At 62.8% G+C, this 17,885-nt stretch carries 18 protein-coding genes; 10 read left to right on the top strand and 8 right to left on the bottom strand.

Annotated elements, in window-relative coordinates; genetic code table 11:
• Positions 1–108: 108 nt before the first annotated feature.
• Entirely contained in the window at positions 109–588 is a 480-nt protein-coding gene (locus tag ATH90_RS25010) for an Lrp/AsnC family transcriptional regulator (protein WP_003194418.1), read from the bottom strand.
• A gap of 397 nt (positions 589–985) precedes the next feature.
• Between ATH90_RS25010 and ATH90_RS25005 the strand changes: the two genes are divergently transcribed.
• On the top strand, positions 986–2,047 hold the full coding sequence (locus ATH90_RS25005; RefSeq protein ID WP_098467425.1) for a DUF6515 family protein: 1,062 nt from the start codon (positions 986–988) through the stop codon (positions 2,045–2,047).
• A 27-nt stretch (positions 2,048–2,074) separates the two neighbouring features.
• Here ATH90_RS25005 and ATH90_RS25000 read toward each other — a convergent pair whose 3' ends face one another.
• Positions 2,075–2,980, bottom strand: coding sequence for a cation diffusion facilitator family transporter (locus ATH90_RS25000; protein WP_098467424.1), 906 nt, complete (start codon positions 2,978–2,980; stop codon positions 2,075–2,077).
• Positions 2,981–2,995: 15 nt separating this feature from the next.
• Entirely contained in the window at positions 2,996–3,415 is a 420-nt protein-coding gene (locus ATH90_RS24995) for a hypothetical protein (RefSeq protein WP_034109407.1), read from the bottom strand.
• Positions 3,416–3,563: 148 nt separating this feature from the next.
• On the opposite strand from ATH90_RS24995, the gene hrpB reads away from it, so the two are divergent.
• A complete protein-coding gene (hrpB, locus tag ATH90_RS24990) occupies positions 3,564–6,071 on the top strand; it encodes an ATP-dependent helicase HrpB (protein ID WP_098467423.1) in 2,508 nt (835 codons plus the stop codon).
• Positions 6,072–6,133: 62 nt separating this feature from the next.
• Here hrpB and ATH90_RS24985 read toward each other — a convergent pair whose 3' ends face one another.
• Positions 6,134–7,222, bottom strand: a complete 1,089-nt coding sequence (locus ATH90_RS24985; protein ID WP_034109405.1) for an endonuclease/exonuclease/phosphatase family protein — start codon at positions 7,220–7,222, stop codon at positions 6,134–6,136.
• A 41-nt stretch (positions 7,223–7,263) separates the two neighbouring features.
• On the bottom strand, positions 7,264–7,923 hold the full coding sequence (locus tag ATH90_RS24980; RefSeq protein WP_034109576.1) for a YciC family protein: 660 nt from the start codon (positions 7,921–7,923) through the stop codon (positions 7,264–7,266).
• 176 nt (positions 7,924–8,099) lie between these two features.
• On the opposite strand from ATH90_RS24980, the gene ATH90_RS24975 reads away from it, so the two are divergent.
• The 3 genes from ATH90_RS24975 (at position 8,100) to ATH90_RS24965 (ending at position 10,100) form a co-directional block, all read left to right on the top strand.
• Positions 8,100–8,840 carry a DUF2076 domain-containing protein gene (locus ATH90_RS24975; protein WP_098467422.1) on the top strand — a complete coding sequence of 247 codons (741 nt, stop codon included), beginning with the start codon at positions 8,100–8,102 and terminating at the stop codon, positions 8,838–8,840.
• A gap of 128 nt (positions 8,841–8,968) precedes the next feature.
• Positions 8,969–9,445, top strand: a complete 477-nt coding sequence (locus ATH90_RS24970; RefSeq protein WP_024077544.1) for an NYN domain-containing protein — start codon at positions 8,969–8,971, stop codon at positions 9,443–9,445.
• A 43-nt stretch (positions 9,446–9,488) separates the two neighbouring features.
• Positions 9,489–10,100, top strand: coding sequence for a 3'-5' exonuclease (locus tag ATH90_RS24965; protein ID WP_098467421.1), 612 nt, complete (start codon positions 9,489–9,491; stop codon positions 10,098–10,100).
• 268 nt (positions 10,101–10,368) lie between these two features.
• Here ATH90_RS24965 and ATH90_RS24960 read toward each other — a convergent pair whose 3' ends face one another.
• Positions 10,369–10,830: an Lrp/AsnC family transcriptional regulator gene (locus ATH90_RS24960; RefSeq protein WP_098467420.1), complete on the bottom strand. Its 462-nt coding sequence runs from the start codon at positions 10,828–10,830 to the stop codon at positions 10,369–10,371.
• A gap of 160 nt (positions 10,831–10,990) precedes the next feature.
• On the opposite strand from ATH90_RS24960, the gene yedA reads away from it, so the two are divergent.
• Together yedA and ATH90_RS24950 are read left to right on the top strand one after the other, a co-directional pair.
• A complete protein-coding gene (yedA, locus tag ATH90_RS24955) occupies positions 10,991–11,887 on the top strand; it encodes a drug/metabolite exporter YedA (RefSeq protein WP_034109401.1) in 897 nt (298 codons plus the stop codon).
• A 48-nt stretch (positions 11,888–11,935) separates the two neighbouring features.
• Positions 11,936–13,270, top strand: coding sequence for an RNA helicase RhlE1 (locus tag ATH90_RS24950; protein ID WP_069078384.1), 1,335 nt, complete (start codon positions 11,936–11,938; stop codon positions 13,268–13,270).
• 131 nt (positions 13,271–13,401) lie between these two features.
• Here ATH90_RS24950 and ATH90_RS24945 read toward each other — a convergent pair whose 3' ends face one another.
• Positions 13,402–14,628: a TIGR03862 family flavoprotein gene (locus ATH90_RS24945; RefSeq protein WP_098467419.1), complete on the bottom strand. Its 1,227-nt coding sequence runs from the start codon at positions 14,626–14,628 to the stop codon at positions 13,402–13,404.
• Between the two features lie 171 nt (positions 14,629–14,799).
• The gene (locus tag ATH90_RS24940) at positions 14,800–15,720 is read right to left on the bottom strand and encodes a histone deacetylase family protein (RefSeq protein ID WP_034109398.1); all 921 of its coding nucleotides are present in this window, start codon (positions 15,718–15,720) and stop codon (positions 14,800–14,802) included.
• 75 nt (positions 15,721–15,795) lie between these two features.
• Here ATH90_RS24940 and ATH90_RS24935 point away from each other — a divergent pair, with 75 nt between their 5' ends.
• The 3 genes from ATH90_RS24935 to ATH90_RS24925 are packed head-to-tail and all read left to right on the top strand — an operon-like array spanning position 15,796 to position 17,869.
• Positions 15,796–16,365, top strand: coding sequence for a GNAT family N-acetyltransferase (locus tag ATH90_RS24935; RefSeq protein ID WP_069078387.1), 570 nt, complete (start codon positions 15,796–15,798; stop codon positions 16,363–16,365).
• 38 nt (positions 16,366–16,403) lie between these two features.
• Positions 16,404–17,273, top strand: coding sequence for an acyl-CoA thioesterase II (gene tesB, locus ATH90_RS24930; protein WP_025858197.1), 870 nt, complete (start codon positions 16,404–16,406; stop codon positions 17,271–17,273).
• Positions 17,270–17,869, top strand: coding sequence for an HAD family hydrolase (locus tag ATH90_RS24925; RefSeq protein WP_098467418.1), 600 nt, complete (start codon positions 17,270–17,272; stop codon positions 17,867–17,869). The genes tesB and ATH90_RS24925 overlap by 4 nt, the downstream gene beginning before the upstream one ends.
• The last annotated feature ends 16 nt before the right edge of the window (positions 17,870–17,885 follow it).

Raw genomic sequence — 17,885 nt, 5'->3', positions numbered from 1 at the left:
AAAGTATACGGCAGCGCTAGAGGCACACCATTGATCTGGATCGAAGTGCAATGCAAATGTGGGAAAGGGCTTGCCCGCTCCCACAGGCGTTCGGCAGTGTGATTGAGGTCAGGTGCGCAGGTGGGTCAGGGGCAGTTCGGTGCTATTCAAGACCTGGTTCAGCACAAAACTTGAACGCACGCTGGTGACGCCTTCAATGCGGGTCAGGTGGCCGAGCAACAGTTTCTGGTAGTGATCCATGTCCGGCACCACCACTTTCAATTGATAGTCAGCATCCATCCCCGTCACCAGGCTGCACTCCAGCACCTGGGGCAAGGTGCGGATCGCCGCTTCGAAATTCTCGAAACGCTCGGGCGTGTGGCGGTCCATGCCGATCAGCACATAGGCCGTGAGGCTCAAGCCGAGCATCTTGCGGTCGAGCAGGGCGACCTGGCGGGCGATGTAGCCATCGTCTTCCAACTGCTTGACCCGGCGCGAGCACGGCGACGGCGACAAGCCGATGCGTTCGGCCAACTCCTGGTTGGAGATCCTCGCGTCGCGCTGCAATTCCGCCAAAATACTCAGGTCGTATCGGTCAAGCTTGCTCATTGGGATGGCCTTTGTCGTAACTATTGCGGTGAATTATCCATGAAGGGTTAAAAATTGCGCAAGCACTGTTTATTGACGCAATCTTCGCAATCATCTGTCGGGCGCTGGCGGGTATCTTTATCAACAGAATCACCGCCTGGACAACAGTCCACAGCAGCTCGCCCAATCAGGCCCGCTGCGGCCGCCACCCCAGCAGGGTTGAGCCGGCCTCCAGGCTGCACACTGTCCACAAGACGGCGTGAGGTGAGCCAACGTCAAAAGCGTTGAGCCAGGACGAAGTTCTCAAGGGGTGGCCGACGGGTCACCCCTTTTCTTTTGCCTGCTGATAACCTGTGCGAGAACCGGGCCTCGCTTTTCCAGTCTCATGGACAGGCCCTAATCCGCAGTGAGGAATAGCATGAAGCGCATCTGGCATATGGCAGGTGTAGGTTTGCTGGTGGTCACCGTTGGCACGCAGGTAATGGCCGATGAGCGCGATAACTCACCGGGGCAAGGGCAGCGACCGCAAGGCGGTGGTGGGCAGCATGAGCGAGGCCCTGAGGGGGGCGGGCGGCCAGGCAATAATCAGCCACGGCCGGAGAACACTCAACCGCGCCCGCAAAACCCGCATGTCGATCGCGGCGGCCAGAATGGCGGCGGTCAATGGCAGGGGCGTCCCCAGGGCAATGAGCAGTCCCGCCCTGCGCCACAACCGCAACCGTCGAACAACCTGCCGATCCAGGGTCGCCCCGACACCGTCCGCCAGACCCAGGAACCCCGCCAGGGCTATTACCGCGACATCCCTCGACGCACCGATGGCAACCCGCACTGGGAAGCCGGCGGCCCGGGCTCTCGGCCCGGTAACAATGGCGGCGGGTACAACAATGGCAATGGCCGTCCCGGCGACAACCGTTGGCCAGGGCGCCCCGACGGGCACGGAAATGGCTGGGGCCCAGGCCCGCAACATCGCCCCGGTTATGTGATCGACCGCTTCCCTGATCGCAATTACCGCGTGCCTTACCGTGGCCAGGACTATTTCTACTCCGGTGGCTACTGGTACCGTCCGCAAGGCCCGCGCTATGTAGTGGTGACGCCACCGTACGGCATTCGCGTGCACTACCTGCCGGACTACGCACGTGAAGTGTGGGTGGGCAGTGCGCTGTTCTTCCTCGCGGCCGGTGCCTACTACACCTACGAAAGCAGCTCCCAGCAGTACGTGGTGGTGCAACCGCCGACCGCCGTGCCGGCGCCGCAGCCCACGCCGCAAGGCAATGGCTATGACGTGGTGGCGTATCCCGCCAACGGCCAGTCACCGGCCCAGGTGCAGCAGGACGGCTATGACTGTTATCGCTGGGCGGTGCAGCAAAGCGGTTTCGACCCGCAGCAAGTCACCTACGCCCCCGACCCGGCCGTGGTGCAAACCTACCGCCAGGCCCAGGGCAACTGCCTGAGCAGTCGGGGTTATCAGGTGCAATATTAAGCCGCAGTAAGCCTCGAGCTTTTAGCCTCAAGCTTGAGGCTTGTCACGTGTTGCTTGTAGCTGATCCGCAGGGTCAGCATGCACCAGCACTTCGGCGCGGGGGTAGGCCTTGTGAATCGCATCGGCGGCTTGGTCGCTGATGCCGTGGGCCACTGACAGCGTCAATTCCCCCGGCAACTCCAGGTGCAGTTGCACAAACCAGTGGCTGCCGGAAATACGTGTGCGCAAATCATGCGCACCCAACACTCCCGGTACGCCACGGGCCAGTTCCAGCATGTGCTGGCTGACGTCTGGCGGCAGCTCTTCATCCATCAACACCGCAAAGCTTTCCCGGGCGATCTGGATCGCGCTCCACAAGATGTAGGCGGCGATGCCCAGGCCGAACCAGGCGTCGAATTGATGAAAGCCCATCCCGGCCAGCACCAGTGCCACGAGGATGCTGCCGTTGAGCATCAAGTCCGAGCGGTAGTGCAGCGAATCTGCGCGCACGGCGTTGGAGCCGGTTTCGCGGATCACCCGGTGTTGCAGCATCAACAGGGCCACGGTCAGCACCAGGGAAAAGATGATCACACCGATGCTCAGCCACGGTGCGCCCACCGGTTCCGGATGCTGCAGGCGCTCGTAGGCCTGGAACGCAATCAGCATCGCACTGCCGCCGATAAACAGCGCCTGCGCCATGCCCGCCAGCGACTCTGCCTTGCCATGCCCATACCGGTGATCATCATCGGCGGGGCGCAGGGCGTAATGCACGGCCAGCAGGTTCAGCAGCGACGTCACGCCATCCAGCAGTGAGTCGGTCAACCCGGCAAGCATGCTCACCGAGCCGCTGAGCCACCACGCGATGGCCTTGGTGATAATCAGCGCACTGGCCACGCCCACCGACGCACGGGTGGCCAGGCGCAAGAGCCTGGCGTGTTCGGGACTGCTGGTCATAGGCGGGTCGAATCCTTAAGCGGCGGGTTGCAGGCCCAGGCTGGCGAGTTGTTGCACGCTGCCTTTGAACTGGATCATGCGCGGGTCGTCCAGCGGCAGGCTACGCCCGGTTTCTTTCTGGATGATGCTTTGCAGCTTGGCGTTGTCGACCTTGCCGTCGGCACCGATGGCTTCGTGGAGGGTTTGCGGGTCGACCTGGGCGGTCTTGCCCGGTTCGAAGTAGATCGCGCCGGTGGCGAAGTCCACACCAAACGCGATCAGGCCAGGAATCACATAGAACAGCAGGCCCACGGCATCGAGCACGGCAATGGTCGGGTCGATCTTGCCGTCGATCTGGCCACGGCGGTCTGGGTAGAAGATCGAACCGCAGGCCGTCAGTTGGCTCAGCAGGGTGACGGCGAGGACACCGCCGATGACACGGGAAGCGATACGCATGAAAATTCTCCTGAACACGATTTAAAGATGACTATAAGCCAGCTCCCACCTTTTGATGCAGCCACAATTGAAGGGGGTGGCGCTTCTGAGACCTGCATCAGCATCCTGCAGTTCGCCGTTATACTCGCCGCTCTGCTTTGGAGCCAGTATGAATTCGTTGCCGATTGATGAAGTTTTACCCGCCCTGCGTGACGCCTTGGCGAATCGCCATGAAGCCGTGCTGGAAGCGCCCCCCGGCGCCGGTAAAACCACCCGTGTGCCCTTGGCGTTGTTGAACGAACCCTGGCTGGCCGGGCAGACCATCCTGATGCTCGAGCCCCGCCGTCTGGCAGCTCGTGCAGCGGCCGAACGCTTGGCCAGTGAATTGGGCGAGAAGGTCGGTGAAACCGTCGGCTACCGCATCCGCCTCGACAGTAAAGTCGGCCCCAACACCCGCATCGAAGTGGTCACCGAAGGGATCCTCACCCGTCGCCTGCAGGACGACCCGGCACTGGACGGCGTGGGCCTGCTGATCTTCGACGAATTCCACGAGCGCAGCCTCGACGCCGACCTGGCGCTGGCCTTGAGCCTGAACGGCCGCGAACTGTTTCGCGATGAGCAGCCGCTGAAGATCCTGCTGATGTCCGCCACCCTCGAAGGCGAGCGCCTTGCCAGCCTGCTGGATGACGCGCCGATCCTGCGCAGCGAAGGGCGCATGTTCCCGGTGCAGATGCGCTGGGGCCGGCCGTACCAGCCCGGTGAATTCATCGAGCCGCGTGTGGTGCAAACCATTCTCGACGCCCTGCACGACGAAACCGGCAGCGTGCTGGTGTTCTTGCCGGGGCAGGCGGAGATTCGCCGGGTCAACCAGCAACTGGCCGATGCCTTGGGCGACCGCAGTGAGGTGCTGCTATGCCCGCTGCATGGCGAGTTGGACCTCAATGCGCAGCGCGCTGCTATTGACCCGGCGCCTGTGGGTAAACGCAAAGTCGTGCTGGCGACCAACATCGCCGAGACCAGCCTCACCATCAACGGCGTGCGTGTAGTGATCGATGCCGGGTTGGCGCGGGTGCCGCGTTTCGACCCGGGCAGCGGCATGACCCGCCTCGACACCCAGCGCATTTCCCGCGCCAGCGCCACCCAGCGTGCCGGCCGGGCCGGGCGCCTGGAGCCGGGCGTGTGTTATCGCCTGTGGTCCGAAGACCAGCATGAAGGCCTGGCCGCCCACGGCAGTGCGGAAATTCTTGCCGCCGACCTCGCCGGCTTGGCCTTGCAGTTGGCGCGTTGGGGCGTCACGCCTGCACAGTTGGTGTGGTTGGATGCGCCGCCGACCGCTGCGTATGCCCAGGCCCAGGACCTGTTGCAGCGCCTTGGCGCCTTGAATGACGACACACTCACCGCCCACGGGCAGAAGATGGCCGAACTGCCGGCCCATCCGCGTATCGCCCACCTGCTGCTGCGCGGTCAGGACTTGGGGCTGGCGGCGACGGCTTGCGAGGTGGCTGCGCTGCTGGGAGAGCGTGATATCTTGCGCGGTGGCGGGGCGGATTTGCACAGTCGTCTCGCGCTGTTGTCCGGCGAAGAGCGCGCACGGGGTACTCAAGGCGGCGTGCAACGGGCCAGGCAACTGGCGCGGCAGTATCGCGGTTATCTGAGAGGCCAGGCCACGCAACCGGTGGCCGACCCCGACCACCCACGCTGGCTCGGCGCCTTGCTGGCGCTGGCCTACCCGGACCGTGTCGCCCAGCAGCGTCGCGCCGGCGGCGCCGAGTACCGCCTGGCCAACGGCCGTGCGGCACTGTTCGCCGAAGCTGACAGCCTGATGAAACAACCCTGGCTGGTGATCGCCGACCTGGGCAGCCGCCAGGGCCAGCGTGAAGAACGCATCTACCTGGCGGCGGATTTTGACCCGGCGCTGTTCGACACGGTACTTGCCGAGCAGGTGCGCAATGTCGACCAACTCGACTGGGACGAACGCGAAGGCGTACTGCGTGCCGAACGCCAGCGCAAGGTCGGTGAGCTGGTGCTCAGCCGTGAACCCTTGACCGGTCTCGACGAGTCCGCCCGCAGCCAGGCACTGGTCAACCTGGTGCGCCGCAAAGGCCTGGAGCTGCTGCCCTGGACTCCTGAGCTGCGCCAATGGCAGGCCCGTGTGATGCTGTTGCGTCAACTGGACGCCGGCAAACCTGGTGAGTGGCCCGATCTCAGCGACAAGGCCCTGCTCGCCAGCCTGGAACACTGGCTGATGCCGTACCTGGGCAAAGTCTCGCGGCTGAGCCATTTTGCCAACCTGGACATCTCCAGCTTCCTGCACAACCTGCTGCCCTGGCCGCTGCCCCAGCGCCTCGACGAACTCGCGCCGCAGCATGTGAAAGTGCCATCGGGTTCGTCGGTGCGCCTGGACTACAGCGAACAGCCGCCGATCCTGGCAGTGCGCTTGCAGGAATTGTTCGGGCTGGCCGACACCCCGCGCATTGCCGGCGGGCGCCAGGTGGTGAAGCTGCACTTGCTGTCCCCCGCGCGCCGGCCGGTACAGGTGACCCAGGACCTGGCTAACTTCTGGCGCAGCACGTACGCCGAGGTGAAGAAGGATTTGAAGGGGCGGTACCCCAAGCACTATTGGCCGGATGACCCGTTGGTGGCCGAGGCGACGGCGCGGATCAAACCGCGCAAGTAGGCGCGACAGAGGTCAAATGTGGGCGCAGGCAAGCACGCTCCCACAGGTGTTGGGTGTGTTTGTTATGGCGCGGCCGGCAACAGGAACCGCGCAATCACCGGCAAGTGGTTGGAAATACGCAACGTATCCTCCTGCCGCACCTTCGCCTCCACTCGCTTGATCCTTGGGCTGTAGAACAGGTAGTCCAGTGTGCGGTCCGGCCCGTCCACGCTCGGGTCGTTGGGGAAGTTCGTCAACCACTTCTCACGGTCGATCCCGCTGGACTGGCTATTGCTCGGAATCATCGGGTACTTGTCCCACAGCAAATGCAACTCGCTGTCCGGCGAATACTGCCCACGTTTGCCGGCGTCCAGGCGCAGGAATTGGCCGAGGGGCAGCAGGTTGAAATCCCCGCCGATCAGCCAGGGCGTGCCACGCCCTTCGAATTTATCCAGCAGCCTGACCGTGGTTTGTACCTGCTCCTGCACCGCACTGCGTCCCGGTGCGTCGCCGTCCAGGCGGGTGTTGAGCACGGCCAGTTGGCCACCGTCGCTCAACGGCAGGTAGGTCAACAGCAAGGCTGGCTTGGGTTGGAACTGGCGGCTGATGAAGTTGGCCTCGGGCGCGGGTAATTGCAGGCGTTCGGCGTGTTCGATCTGGTAGCGGCTCAGGGTCGCCAATTTGCGGCCGACGCTGCCGAAGATATGCAGGTCTGGCACGAAGTCGGCTTTCCAGTCGAACGCTTGGGCACTGCAGGGGTAGAGGTCGATCAGGCGCTCCTGCAACAGTGCGAGTTGGTCCTGGTAGTGGGAGGGCTTGGCGTTTTCATCGAGCTCCTGCAGCAGCAGGACGTCGGGTTGTTCGTCGCGAATCACCCGCGCCACTTCGTCGAGGCTGGCGGCCATGTCCTCAACGGTGGGGCGGTCGTCCGGGCCACTGCCGTCGGCGGTGTCGTACCAGAACACGTAGTTCTTGCCGGCCAGGTATTGCACGTTCCAGGTCATGACCTTGAGCGCCTGCCCCGGCAGCAACGTGGGCGCACGGGGTGCGACGCAGCTCACCGGTAGGGTTTCCTTCGCTTCTGGGCGCCAGGTCAGGCTGTAGATCAGGGCGACGAGCAGGCCTGCGATAATCAGCAGGCCCAGCAGGGTGATGCGCAATAAACGGGTCATCGGCTCGGCTTATATGCGTGTCAGAAGAGGCACGGAGCATATCACCGCGCGTCGGCATCGCCACCGATCAGCATGAATAAACGAAACAGCACCACACTGGTAAACAGCTGCAGGAAGCTGTGGATGCTGTCCAGCAACAGGCCCAGCAGCGGCGCAGGCGTTGGATACGCCGCAACACTGGCGCCCTTGAGCAGCCACAGGGGTGTCATCACGCACAGCAGGCACACCAGGATCAGCCAGAAATGCCCACGGCTCAGGCGGAAGCTTTCCTTCATCGCCTCCAGCGCCGGCATGCCGCGCAGCACCAGCAGGTACTCGGCAAACGCCAGCACCACCATCAGCCACAGGCCCGGCAGGAAATACAACGACAACCCCAGCAGGATCAGCAGCGTGCTCATGGCCGTGAGCAGGGCGAAGCGCGGCCACAGGGTCAGGGCCATGGCCCACACATCCTGGGTGCGCGGCGACTCGCCCCGGGTGCGGGCGTCCAGGAACAGGATCAGTGCCCCGGTGTACAGCGGGTACACCAGCAAACCCACCACCACGCTGTAGCCGGGGAACGCATCCGGGCCCACCACATGGTTGAGCACCTGTTGCAGCAGGGCTTCGAAAATCACCAATGGCAAACACAACTGGACGATGGCGCCCAGGTTACGTTGGGTGAAACGCAAGGAGTCGCGCAGTACATCTAACGGATTCATCAAGTTCATCGCAGGCCTGAAAGCAAGGGCAACACTTTAACCGATCATCACGGGCGGTAAGCAAACGTAAACCTTGAGTAAAGACCATTGAAACAACTCGTAACACCCCCATAACTGGAAACGCGCCTGATCACAGGCGAGATCACGATTTCTACCGGCAATCTAACGAGGTCGCCATGAACAGCGAAGAGCAAAGCCTGATCGATGGACTGTTTTCACGGTTGCAACAAGCCGAAACGGACTCAGCCCCGCGCGATGCCCAGGCCGAGGCGCGGATCAAGGAACACATGACTCGCCAGCCAGCGGCCGGGTACTACATGACCCAGTCGATCCTGGTTCAGGAGCACGCGCTCAAGAGTCTCGACGCGCAGAACAAGCAGCAGGCGCAACAGATCCAGCAGTTGCAGGAAGAGCTGCAACGGGCCAAGTCCGCGCAACCTGCCCCGGCGAGCAGCGGTGGTTTCCTGTCGAGCATCTTCGGCGGTGGCGGTTCCCGTGACCCGCAACCCGCTCAAAGCGCTCCGGCGTCTTCCGGTGGTGGCTGGCGCGAACCGGCGCGGCCGGCGTTCAGTCAACCTGCGCCGCAGCAGAATTATCAACAACCGGCTCCAGCCGCTCCGGTTGGCAGCGGATTCCTCGGCGGGGCAATGAAAACCGCTGCCGGCGTGGCCGGCGGTGTACTGCTGGCCGAGGGTATCAGCAGCCTGTTCAACCACAACTCGCAACAGCCGCAAGTGGTGGAAGAAATCATCCGTGAAGAGCCTGCACCGGCCAGTGACAACGGCAACTGGGGCAACGACGACCAGAAGTTTGCCGGCAATGACAATTGGGGCAATGACAATGCCTCTGACGGCTTTGCCGACAACGACTACTCCGACGATTCCTCTTCCTTCGGCGACGACGACTCCTTCGTCTGAGCCCTGTTCAACCGGGGCGCTTTGTCGCCCCGGTCTGATTTTTCCCGGAAACATTCCCTCGGCTGGCATACTGGCGTCTTTGCGGACCTTCGCGTCTGGGGTCCAAGCGGCAGTCATGGGGAAGTGCGGTGAAGAAAATTGCAGTGTTCGCCGATGTTCAAAACCTCTACTACACCGTGCGCCAGGCGTATGGCTGCCACTTCAACTATGCCGCCCTGTGGGCTGATATCAGCTCGCGCGGGCAGATCGTCGAGGCGTACGCCTATGCCATCGACCGTGGTGACAGCAAGCAGCAGCAATTCCAGCAGATCCTGCGCAACCTGGGTTTCACGGTAAAACTCAAGCCCTACATCCAGCGCAGCGACGGCTCGGCCAAGGGCGACTGGGACGTGGGCATCACCATCGACATCATGGACGCCGCCGACCACGTCGACGAAATCGTGCTGGCCTCCGGCGACGGTGATTTCGACATGCTGCTCGACCGCATCATCCACAAGCATGGCGTCGAAGCCGTGGCCTATGGCGTACCGGGGCTGACGGCCAACTCGCTGATACGCGCCGCCAGCCGCTACGTGCCGATCGAAGGCGCGTTGCTGCTCAAATAGAGCGCTGTGGCTTAATAAACAGTTAGACGGAGTTGGAACAGGTTTGGAACGTATAGCGGTCATCGACTTTGAAACCACCGGCATCACCCCGAGCAGCCACTGCCGGGCCACGGAAATCGCGGTGGTCATCCTCGAGCGCGGGCAGATCGTGGATCGCTACCAGAGCCTGATGAATGCCGGCGTGCGCGTGCCGGGTTTTATCGAGCAACTCACGGGTATCAGCAACGCCATGCTGCGCAGCGCGCCGCCGGCCGAGCGGGTGATGAACGAGGTGCATGAATTTGTCGGCACCACACCGCTAATGGCGCACAACGCCGCGTTCGACCAGAAGTTCTGGGACTTTGAACTGGGTTTGATTCGCCGTACCCGCCTGCAGAAGTTCGCCTGTTCCCTGCTGCTGGCCCGTCGCCTGATGCCCGCTGCGCCCAACCACAAGCTCGGCACCCTCAACAGCTACGCCCAACTGCCCCATACCGGCAAGGCTCACCGGGCGATGGCCGATGCGGAAATGGCGGCCAATCTCACGGCCCATCTGGCCCGGGAACTGCGCGGCACCCATGGCTTGCGTGAACTGTCCCACGACCTGCTGTGCACCTTGCAGAAAGTGCCTGCGGCGAAGATCAACGAGCATCTGAAGAAGCATCGCGGGTTCTAACCCCACCACAACGCCAAGAACACAGAAGATTCAAATGTGGGAGCGGGCTTGCTCGCGAAAGCGGTGGATCAGTCGCCGGATATATTGACTGACACATCGCCTTCACGAGCAAGCCCGCTCCCACAGGGGTTAAGTGTCGTTCATCGAGACTGTGTGCAGTCCAGCGCCTGATCCACGACTTGATGCAACGGACGTCATCGCAGGCCGGCTCCTACAGTTGGAATGCATTTCAAATGTGGGAGCCGGGCTTGCCCGCGATGGCGGCGGTTCAACCACAATTTTTCCCATTACCCTCCAACTGCCCCAACGGCACCCGCCGCTCTATCGCGCTCGACAAAATGATCGAGGTCTTGCTGAACCCGAACTTCGCCACCCGATTAATCAGGTTTTCCAGCTCTGGCATGGTGCCCACTGCCGCTTGCATGATCACGCACGGATCACCCGTTACCCGATGACACTCGGTCAGCTCAGGGATTTGCGCCAGGGCGTCGTAGGTCTTTTGGCTGCCATGGTTCGTCAGCCGCAACTCCATCACGCATTGAATCGGCAAGCCGACTTTGGACAGGTCCACCTTGGCCTGATAACCCGTGATCACGCCACTGGCCTCGAGCTTGGCCACTCGCTCAGCGACCGCGGGGGCGGAGAGGTTTACCTTGCGGGCGAGTTGCGCGTAGGACGCGCGGCCGTCTTCCAGCAGGGCGCTGAGGAGCATGCGGTCGTATTTGTCCATGATAAGGCTCCGGTGACGCGTGGCTTTCGAAAGCACGGTTTATAGCCTTCACAACCATGCTTTGAAAAGTGTAACGGCGTTTTAAACAGGTTTTGTAACTTATGTTTAACGACCTGTCTTTTTAGAATAAAGCTCCTATCTTCTGCCGCAGAGCTACCCAATGCCTGGCCCACGTCGCTTTCCCTTACCGCTGATCGCTGCCTTCTTTGCGCTGTATGTGATTTGGGGGTCTACCTACCTGGTGATCCGCATTGGGGTGGAGTACTGGCCGCCGTTATTGCTGGCCGGGATTCGGTTTTGCACGGCGGGTGCGTTGATGTATGGGTTCCTCAGATGGCGCGGGGTGCCGGCGCCGACGTGGGCGCAATGGAAGGCCGCCGGGATGATCGGCATTTTGCTGCTCACCGTCGGAAACGGCGGCGTCAGCGTGGCGGAGCACATGGGGGTGTCGTCCGGCGTCGCTGCGCTGGCGGTGGCGACCGTGCCGCTGTTCACCTTGCTGTGTGGGTATTTCTGGGGCGCGCGCAATACCCGACTGGAATGGGCCGGGGTGATCCTGGGGATCGTCGGCATTGCCATGCTCAACATGGGCAATACCTTGCAGTCGAGTCCGATGGGCGCTGTTTTGCTGTTACTGGCGGCAGCATCCTGGGCGTTCGGTTCAGTCTGGAGTCGACAACTGCCACTGCCTCAGGGCGCCATGGCCAGTGCTGCGGAAATGCTGGTAGCCGGTGTTGCGCTGCTGATCGTCAGCGCGCTGTCCGGTGAGCGCCTGCAGGCGATGCCGCCAGTGGAAGGATGGCTGGCCCTGGGCTACCTGATCGTGTTCGGCTCGATCATCGCCTTCAACGCCTATATGTACCTGCTCAAGCACGTGCGCCCGGCGGCAGCGACCAGCTATGCCTACGTCAACCCGGCGGTGGCGGTATTGCTGGGGATTGTGTTTGTCGGCGAGACCATCGGCCTGGAAGAGGCGTTGGCCATGCTGGTGATCATCAGCGCGGTGCTGTTGATCAGCCTGCCCCAGTGGCGAAAGCCCAAGCCGGAAATAAGGTAAACTGCGGCGCATTACGCCCTTGCGCTGAATTTTTCCTACGGTAAACACATGACTTTCGCCACCCTTGGCCTGATCGAACCCTTGCTGCGCGCCCTTGAGACGCTTGGCTACCAGACCCCAACGCCGGTGCAGGCGCAAGCCATTCCGGCGGTGCTGGCCGGTCGCGACCTGATGGCCGCGGCCCAGACCGGCACCGGCAAGACTGCCGGTTTCGCCTTGCCGCTCCTGCAACTGCTGACGATGGAAGGGCCGAAAGTCGCCGCCAACTCGGCGCGCGCGCTGATCCTGTGCCCGACCCGCGAACTGGCCGAGCAGGTTCACGCCAGCGTTGCCGAGTACGCCCAACACCTGCCTCTCACCACGTATGCGGTGTACGGCGGCGTAAGCATCAACCCGCAGATGATGAAGCTGCGCAAGGGCGTCGACATTCTGGTCGCCACGCCTGGCCGCCTGATCGACCTGTTTCGCCAGAACGCACTGAAACTCAACCAGTTGCAAACCCTGGTGCTCGACGAAGCCGACCGCATGCTCGACCTGGGCTTTTCCGAAGAGCTTGCCAACATTTATCGGATGCTGCCGAAAAAGCGCCAGACGCTGCTGTTTTCCGCGACGTTCTCCGATGACATCCGCCTGCTGGCCGGGCAGATGCTCAACGACCCGCTGAGCATTGAAGTCAGCCCGCGCAACGTCGCCGCCAACACCGTGAAGCAATGGGTGGTGCCGGTGGACAAGAAACGCAAGCCGGAGCTGTTTGTGCACCTGATGCGCAAAGGGCGCTGGAAGCAGGTGCTGGTGTTCGCCAAGACCCGTAACGGCGTGGATGCGCTGGTGGATAAGTTGCAGGGCCTGGGCATCAATGCCGACGGCATCCATGGCGACAAGCCCCAGGCGACCCGCCAACGTGCGCTGGACCGCTTCAAATCCAGTGACGTGCAGATCCTGGTGGCCACCGACGTGGCAGCCCGTGGCCTGGACATCGAAGACCTGCCGCTGGTGGTCAACTTCGATTTGCCGATCGTGGCCGAGGACTACATCCACCGTATCGGCCGTACCGGGCGTGCGGGCAACACCGGTGAGGCGATTTCCCTGGTGTGTGCCGATGAAGTGAACATGCTGTCGGCCATCGAGATGCTCACGCGTCAGACCTTGACCCGCAAGACGGAACCAGACTTCGAACCGGAACACCGCGTGCCAGACACCGATGCCAGCGGGCAGGTGGTGAAGAAGCCGAAAAAGCCGAAGAAGCCAAAAGCGTCGGGCGGTGGCGGTAAGCGCAACCTCGGCAAGTGGGTGGACAGCGGGGACGTGGCGCCGGCGGAGCCGTCGATCAAACCGGTGCGCAAGGTGCCGGTGTTCAATACCGGGCCGCGCAAGAAGAAGTAATTCTTCGGCGCTGTTGATGGCCTCTTCGCGAGCAAGCCCGCTCCCTCATTTGACTGTATTCCAACGTTGGAACTCGATTGAATGTGGGAGCGGGCTTGCTCGCGAATGCGGCTTTGAATCCAGCGCAAGACTCAGCGGCCAAGCCACTCCAACAGGCCGCGCCCGGCAGCCCGTCCGCTGGCAAAGCACCCGGTTAGCAGGTAGCCCCCCGTCGGCGCTTCCCAGTCCAGCATTTCCCCCGCACAAAACACTCCCGGCAATTGCTTGAGCATCAAGCGCTCATCCAACGCCTCGAATGGCACGCCACCCGCCGTGCTGATCGCCTCATCCATCGGCCGTGTCTTCACCAGGGTCAATGGCAGCGCCTTGATATCCACCGCCAACTGCGCTGGATCATTGAAGTGCTCTGCCGGTGCCAATTCACGCAGCAGCGCGGCTTTCACCCCGTCCAACCCCAGCTGGCTGTGCAGATGCTTGCTCATCGAGCGTGAGCCACGCGGTTTGGCCAGCGCAGCCTGGACCTTGTCCAGCGGCTTGCTCGGCAGCAGGTCGATATGCACGGTTGCCGAACCATGGTGGTTGATCGCTTCCCGAATCGGCGCCGACAGCGCGTAGATCAGGCTGCCCTCGATCCCCATGGCGGTGACCACGCATTCGCCCAGGCGAGGCTTGTCATCCCCCAGCCCGATGGCGACGTTTTTCAACGGCGCGCCAGCGAATTTACTGACCATCAATTCGCTCCAGGCCGACACTTCGAAGCCACAGTTGCTCGGCTGCAGCGGGGCGTAGGGCACGCCCCGGTCTTCCAGCAATTTGAGCCAGGCACCGTCGGAACCCAAGCGCGACCAGCTGCCGCCACCAAGGGCCAGCAGCACGGCATCGCTGTGGACAGTTTTTTCGCCGTCGGGGCTGTGGATAAGTAAATCGCCCTCGGCATTCCAGCCCAGCCAACGATGACGGGTGTGGATAACCACGCCCTGGTCACGCAGGCGCTTGAGCCAGGCGCGCAGCAGCGGCGCGGCTTTCATGTCCGTCGGAAACACCCGGCCGGAGGTGCCGATAAACGTCTCGATACCCAAGCCGTGAATCCATTCGCACAACGCGTCGGCACCAAACGCCCGCAGCAATGGCGCCATGTGCGGCGCGCGTTCGGCGTAGCGCGACAGGAATGCCGGGTAAGCCTCGGAGTGGGTGATGTTCATACCGCCCACGCCGGCCAGCAGGAATTTACGCCCCACTGACGGCATGCCGTCGTACAGATCCACGCGCACGCCCGCCAGGCTCAGGACTTCAGCGGCCATCAGCCCGGCGGGGCCGCCGCCGATAATGGAGACGTGTTGGGGAGGAGTCAGGGGCATGGGCAAGGCTACGGTCGCTTGAATAGGCCGCACATTCTACCCGAGGACGGCGCACGTGCCTGATCAAAAAACGTACAGCTTCGCGCAGGCTATACGGTTACGGGGCTTCAGACGCTTACGCTCAAGTTATCCACAGGCCGTTCCACAGGCATTGTGGGTAACGCCCATAGTTCAGTGACAACCTGATGACGTCCATACCCGTTGCGCACTGTGGTGCAGGATACCGTGGCGGCGGGCGAGGGCCGGGCGGTCCTTGCTGTAGCCACCACCGATCACGCCCATCACCGGGATGTCGCGCCCCAGGCAGTGGCGCATCACGCTTTCATCACGGGCGGCGACGCCTTGGTCTGTCAGCTTGAGGTAGCCGAGGGCGTCGTCCTTGTGCACGTCGACGCCGGCGTCGTACAGCACCAGGTCGGGCTGGTAGAGCGGCAACAGGTAGTTGAGCGCGTCGTCCACCACCTTGAGGTAGTCGGCATCGCCCATGCCCATCGGCAGTGGGATGTCCCAGTCACTCTGGGCCTTGCGAGCCGGGAAGTTCTTTTCGCAGTGCAGCGATACGGTGATGGCGTCCGGTGTGTCGTGGAGGATGCGCGCAGTGCCATCGCCCTGGTGCACGTCGCAATCGAAGATCAACACCCGACTCACCCGGCCGCTGGCCAGCAGGTAATGGCTGATCACCGCCAGGTCATTGAAAATGCAGAAACCTGCGGGGTAATCGTAATGGGCGTGGTGCGTGCCGCCCGCCAGGTGGCAGGCCAGGCCGTGTTCCAGCGCCTGCTCCGCCGCCAGGATCGAACCGCCAACCGCCCGCACTGTGCGCCGGGCCAGGGCTTCGTTCCAGGGCAGGCCGAGGCGGCGCTGGTCTTCGCGGGACAGCTCGCCGCCCATGTAGCGTTCGATATAGCCCTTGTCATGGGCCAGGGCGAGAATCTCTGGCGGGCACAGCTGCGGGCGCAGCAGTTGGCTGTCCTGGGTCAGGCCGCTGTCCACCAAGTGGTCGCGCAGCAGGCGGAACTTGTCCATGGGGAACCGATGGTCCGCCGGGAACTCTGGGCTGTAGTCATCGTGGTAGATCAATGGCAAAGGCATGGGATTTTCTGACGGGAACCTGCGACGGATCTTAACAGCGCTGTACACTCACGCACATGGCAAGGGAGGGGATCCATGGAGCCGATACTGGAATTGGAAAGTGCGCGCCTGGTGCTGCGCCAATGGCGCGACGGCGACTTGCAGGATTTCGCGCGCATGTGCGCCGACCCGCAGGTGATGCGTTATTTCCCAGCCAAGCTGAGCCACTTGGAAAGCGCCGCGTTGATCGGCCGCATTCGCGGCCACTTCGCCGAATACGGCTTTGGCCTGTGGGCCTTGCAACGCAAGGACACCGGCGAATTCATCGGCCTTACCGGGTTGCTGAATGTCAGCTTTGAGGCGGACTTTGCCCCCGCGGTGGAGATCGGCTGGCGCCTGGCTCGCGAACACTGGGGCCTGGGTTACGCCAGCGAGGCTGCGTGGACCGCATTGCGCTGTGGGTTTGATCGCTTGAGCCTGGACGAGATTGTTGCCTTCACCACGCAAGCCAATCTGCCATCACAAAAAGTCATGCAGGCCATCGGTATGCATTACGATCCGCTGGCAGATTTTGAACACCCCAAGGTCGCAGCCGATGACCCGCTGCGCCATCATGTTTTGTATCGCATCACCCGCGCCCAATGGTTGGACACGCTGCATGGATAGGCAGCCCGGAATGCCCCATAGATTTTAGGAGTTGCTCTATGAGCCAAGTATTGGAAGATCTGGTGGACTTGCTGACCCTGGAGCCGATCGAGGAAAACCTCTTTCGCGGCCGCAGCCAGGACCTGGGTTTTCGCCAACTGTTCGGCGGCCAAGTGCTCGGCCAGTCACTGTCGGCAGCCAGCCAGACCGTAGAAGAAGCGCGGCACGTGCATTCCCTGCACGGTTATTTCCTGCGCCCCGGCGATGCGAAGTTGCCGGTGGTGTACTCGGTGGACCGCGTGCGCGATGGTGGCAGCTTCAGTACGCGCCGCGTGACGGCGATCCAGAAGGGGCATCCGATCTTCACCTGCACCACGTCGTTCCAGTACGACGAGCAAGGCTTCGATCACCAGACCACCATGCCCGTGGTGGTCGGCCCGGAAAACCTGCCGTCGGAGCTGGAACTCACTCAACAGCGTGCGCACCTGATCCCCGAGCACATGCGCGACAAGCTCCTGTGCCCCAAGCCCATCGAAGTGCGCCCGGTGACGGAGAAAGACCCGTTCAACCCGCAGCCGTCCGACCCGGTCAAGTACGTGTGGTTCCGCGCCGATGGCGCCCTGGCCGACGCGCCGGCGCTGCACAAGTATCTGTTGGCCTACGCCTCGGACTTCGGCCTGCTGACCACCTCGCTGCTGCCCCATGGCAAGACCGTGTGGCAGAAAGACATGCAGGTCGCCAGCCTCGACCACGCGCTGTGGTTCCACGCCGACCTGCGTGCCGATGACTGGCTGCTGTACGCCATGGACAGCCCGTGGGCCGGCAATTCCCGTGGGTTCTCCCGTGGCAGCGTGTACAACCGCGCCGGGCAACTGGTGGCCTCGGTGACCCAGGAAGGCTTGATTCGCCATCGCAAGGATTGGGCATGAGCCTGTCGGACGTCAGGCACTGGGTGTTCGACATGGATGGCACCCTGACGGTGGCCGTGCATGACTTTGCCGCCATTCGTGTCGCCCTCGAGATTCCGCCCGAGGACGACATCCTCACTCACCTGGCCGCGTTGCCGGCCGAGGTTGCGGCGGCCAAGCACGCCTGGCTGCTGGAGCATGAGCGGGCGTTGGCGCTGGGTTCGGTGGCGGCCGAAGGCGCCGTGGAACTGGTGCGCGCGCTGGCCGAGCGGGGTTATCGATTGGGCATCCTGACCCGCAATGCGCGGGAGTTGGCGCACATCACCCTGGAAGCGATTGGCCTGGCGGACTGCTTTGCCGTCGAGGATGTGCTGGGGCGTGAGGATGCGCCGCCCAAGCCTGATCCGGGTGGCTTGCTGAAGCTGGCGGCCGCTTGGGAGGTGGTGCCTAGCGAGATGGTGATGGTCGGCGATTACCGCTTCGACCTCGATTGTGGCCGGGCGGCGGGGTCGCGGACGGTGTTGGTGAACGTGCCGCAGAACCCGTGGCCGGAGTTGGCGGACTGGCATGCCCCAGACTGCGTGGTCTTACTCGGGATGATCCAGCCCAGGCAATAGAGCTCAAATGTGGGAG

Source organism: Pseudomonas lurida, from assembly GCF_002563895.1.
GTDB lineage: Bacteria > Pseudomonadota > Gammaproteobacteria > Pseudomonadales > Pseudomonadaceae > Aquipseudomonas > Aquipseudomonas lurida.
Note: the sequence above shows the minus strand (reverse complement) of the source record. Positions and strands in the feature narration are given on the sequence as shown.